3 protein-coding genes are annotated in these 4,178 nt (G+C 52.5%); 1 reads left to right on the forward strand and 2 read right to left on the reverse strand.

What is annotated here, in order from left to right; genetic code table 11:
- The coding region (locus FBQ85_27260; GenBank protein MDL1878831.1) for a cytidylate kinase-like family protein at positions 1–311 on the reverse strand (311 nt) is incomplete at its 3' end.
- Between the two features lie 99 nt (positions 312–410).
- Positions 411–1,727, reverse strand: coding sequence for a PLP-dependent transferase (locus FBQ85_27265; protein MDL1878832.1), 1,317 nt, complete (start codon positions 1,725–1,727; stop codon positions 411–413).
- Between the two features lie 871 nt (positions 1,728–2,598).
- Here FBQ85_27265 and FBQ85_27270 point away from each other — a divergent pair.
- Entirely contained in the window at positions 2,599–3,798 is a 1,200-nt protein-coding gene (locus FBQ85_27270; protein ID MDL1878833.1) for a CoA transferase, read from the forward strand.
- Positions 3,799–4,178 lie beyond the last annotated feature (380 nt).

The raw sequence follows: 4,178 nt of genomic DNA on the forward strand, positions 1-4,178 counted from the left end.
TGCTCATCGAAACGCGCCACCAGCTCTTCACGGGCATGCGTGCGGCCGGCAATCGCTTCGATGATTTCACGATCAAACACGCGCCAGCCGAATTTCTCCGCGAGAAGGTGTGAAAGTTCCGTGCCGCCGCTGCCGTACTCGCGCGAGATGGTAATGTACGGCCCGAATTTCCCCGGCAGCGGCTGCTGCGCGACCCGCGTTTGCCGCGCCCACTCGGCGCGTGTCATTTCCCAACGTTGCATGTGCTTGGTGATTTGCTTTTCAATCGGAATGTCTCGAAGAATTTTACTCATGGTATCCTCCAGAAGCATGGCCTTCGACAGCCTTCGGCAAGCTCGCCTTCGGCAGGCTCAGGCATCGGCGCCGGCGATGCGGCGGCTGAGCCTGTCGAAGCCGTCGAAGCCACCGGCTCACACTTGTTCAAATGCAGTGCGCAAATCCTCAATCAAATCATGCCAATCTTCCAAACCGAGCGCGAGACGAATGCCGCCCGGCTCCATGCCGCGTTTGCGTTTTTCTTCTTCGGGCAGGGCCGAGTGTGTCATGGAGTAGGGACATTCAATCAAAGTCTTGAGCTGTCCCAAACTGACGGCAAGCGTGATGGAATAGGCGTGATCGGCAATGTAATCGATGAATTTCTCGCCGCGCTCGCTTGCGCTCAATTTCTCGTCGTGCTTCAGCACAAAATAAATCATGGCCCCCGGCGAAAACTTGCCTTCATAGTTGATCATCTGGCGTTTCGCCAAGTCAAACTGCGGATGCGACTCCAGCCCCGGATAGAAAACGCGCGCCACTTTGGGATGTTCCTGCAAAAAACGTGCGACCTTGTGCGCGGTTTTCTGCTGATTGATCATGCGCGCCGATAACGTCGGCAGGCCGTACACCAAAAAATTCCATGCACTCTTCGGCGACAGCACGCCGCCGAAATCTTTGCGATAGAGCATAAGCGGACCATAGAATTTTCGTGGTCCGATCACCGCGCCGCCCATGTCCGTGCCAAAACCGCCGATGTCTTTGGTCAAGCTATGCACGGAAAAATCCGCGCCCCACGCGATGGGCCGCTGGCAATAAGGCGTGGCAAAGGTGTTATCCACCACAATTTTAATTTGTCTTTCCGGCGGACGATCTTGGTTGATTTCATCGGCCACCCGGCGCACGGCCGCGATGTCGATGAGGCGCAAATCCGGATTGACGGGCGTTTCAAAATACAGCACGCGCGTCTTAAACGTGATCGCGCGCCGCAATTCCTCCTCATTGCAAAAATCGACAAATTTGGATTGAATGCCATAACGCGGCAGCCAATGCGTCACCAGGCTGTAGGTACAGCCGTAAAGAATGTGATGTGCGACAATCTCCTGGCCGTTTTCGCAGAGCAGGCCGAGTATCGCGCTGATGGCGGCCATGCCGGTGGCAAACGTCACACACATTTCCCCGCCCTCCGCATAAGCCAGATTTTCCTCCAGCATGCCGCGCGTCGGCTCGTCCAAGCGATCGTAAATGTAAATCGGCATGCGCTGCAGAAAATCCGGGGCGTCGCTGGCGAATTCATAAAAACCCTGCGCCCCGCGATGCGCCGAGCTGAGACGATAGGTCGCGGAAGACGACATGGGCGGCACGACATGATGATCGTAATCCCACTTCTTGCTGTCATAGTTGCCGTGAATCAAATGCGTGCGCATGCGATAATCGGCTTTGGGCTTTTTGCGGTTTTTGGGTTTGTCAGGCATGGCGTGAGCCTTGGGTTTGGAGGTTCGTGAAGGTTCAGACTGTGTGAAAACCTGGAATGACTGCACCCTGAGCTGACTTCGGCGAGCCGTGCTCAACCTCGATGAGCAGGCTTCGACAGGCTTCGACAAGATCAGCCTGTGTTGAAATCAATCGTTTTCGCACACTCTGCTTGGAAATGAACAGAATTCATTTGGAGGGAAGTCCCGGAGAAAAATTTGGGTGAGGCGGCGCTGGACTTCCCCGAGATAATGCATGTCGTTCCAACACTTGTCCTTAAAGTGAAATATCAAGAATTGTACCGGAGAAAAGCTGCAGCAGGCAGAAACTGCGTTTGAATAATCAATAAGTTAGAGAACTCATATTTTGGCGTGTGCCCCAAAATTCTGCGAGAATGGGAATAATAATTGATAGGATTCGCAGTTCTGGGAAAATGTGTGAGGTTGTTGGGTTTATAGCCTGGGAAAAACTTAAGGCAAAACTATTATGGGCAAAACCATTCAATCGTTTTGACCCAAATGGTTTTGCCATTCAAACTTTCAAAATTTTATTCTGACTTTGAATGCTCTATGGCTTATGACAGACTCCGATCAACCCAAAAGACTTTAAAAATCCATGCACATCCGTGTTCATCCGTGGCTGATTGTTTTTTTGGGCCACGGATTGACACGGATCTACACGGATGATGAGCCGCTCCGTTTGAATCTTGCCACGTTGAGCAATCAATTTTTAGGAAGGCTCGGGCTGAAATGGATAATCCAAAAAATCCGTGCGCATCTGTGTTCATCCGTGGCTGATTGTTTTTTTAGCCACGGATTGACACGGATTAACGCGCTTGCATTGTAATGCTTTCTTTGCTTAGATTTCGCCCCTATGAATCCTCCCACTTCCGGCTGTCTTGCCGGTTTGCGCGTGCTCGATCTCTCGCGCGTGCTCGCCGGGCCGTTTTGCACGCAATTGCTCGGCGACATGGGCGCGGAAATCATCAAAGTGGAACGCCCGGGCAGCGGCGATGACACCCGGCAATGGGGCCCGCCCTGGTTTCACGGCGAGTCGGCTTACTTTCTGAGCTGCAATCGCAATAAAAAAAGCCTCACCCTCAATCTCAAATCTGCTCAGGGCCGTGAATTGATCAAGAAGCTCGCGGCCCAAAGCGATGTCCTGGTTGAGAATTTCAAAACCGGCGAGATGACCAAGCTGGGATTGGATTATGCCTCGCTTCAGCCGCTCAATCCCGGTTTGATTTATTGCGCCATCACCGGTTATGGCCAAAACGGGCCTTATGCTGATCGGCCGGGATACGATTTCATCATTCAAGCGCAAGGGGGCGTGATGAGCATCACCGGCGAGGCCGAGGGCGAACCTTGCAAAGTTGGCGTGGCCATTGCCGATGTGATGGCGGGCATGTATGCCGCCAACGCGATTCTGGGCGCGCTGGCGCATCGCCACAAAACCGGGGCGGGCCAGTTCATCGATATCGCGCTGCTCGACAGCCAGGTTTCGTGGTTGATTAACGTTGCGATGAATTATCTGGTCTCCGGTCAAGCGCCGCGTCGCTATGGCAATGCGCATCCCAATCTCGCGCCCTATCAAGCCTTTGCCACAGCAGACGGCCAAATTGCGATTGGCGTGGGCAACGATGAACAGTTTCGCCGGCTCTGCCTTCATCTCGATCTCGCCGAGATGGCGCAGGATCCGAAATTCGCTAACAATGCGCAGCGGTTGCAGCATCGCGATGCCATGACCAGCCGCTTGCAAAACCGCTTGCGTGAAAAATCAACCGAAGAATGGCTGGCCATTTTGCTGGCGGCACAAATTCCGGTTTCGGCGATCAACAGCATTCCGCAAATTTTGCAGGATCCGCAAGTGTTGGCGCGCGACATGGTGAGGACCATCCAGCACCCAGCAGGCGATTTGCGTGTGCTGGGTCCGGTGGCAAAATTCTCAGAAACGCCTTCGAACGTGTATGCGCCGCCGCCATTGCTGGGGCAACACACGGAGGAAATTCTGAAAGATTTGTTGGATTTTGATACAGAAAAAATTCTTGCGCTGCGCGAGTCCGGGGCAATTTGATATTGCGGATTGGGGAATGCGGATTGTGTCAGGAATAGACAATTGACAATTAGCGATTAGCAATTGAAAATTAATACCTTAATTCTGCACTGGATTTAGCCAAGCACGCCATCGGCTCGGTTTTGAGCGCATTACGAGTCATTCAAGTGGTTGGGCATTAAATTTTTGCCTCAAGATGAAATGAAAAACTCCGCTAGGAGTGAAATGTTTATAGTGATGGACGCAAACAGTTTTCGACAACTCCGGAGGAGTGGCATGCTCTTTTCATCGAACGATAAAGTTCTACCCTGATTTGCAGACAAGCTGCAAATCAAAGCTTCTGCGAAGCAACAAAAAACTATTCGGTGAAACTCGGTGACCATTGGCGATAAAGTTTTTCC

It is taken from the genome of Cytophagia bacterium CHB2, assembly GCA_030263535.1.
Classification (GTDB): Bacteria; Zhuqueibacterota; Zhuqueibacteria; order Zhuqueibacterales; family Zhuqueibacteraceae; genus Coneutiohabitans.

Coding starts and splice junctions, on each gene's coding strand:
- FBQ85_27265 (MDL1878832.1), bottom strand. CDS start 1,727: ATGCCTGACAAACCCAAAAACCGCAAAAAGCCCAAAGCCGATTATCGC.
- FBQ85_27270 (MDL1878833.1), top strand. CDS start 2,599: ATGAATCCTCCCACTTCCGGCTGTCTTGCCGGTTTGCGCGTGCTCGAT.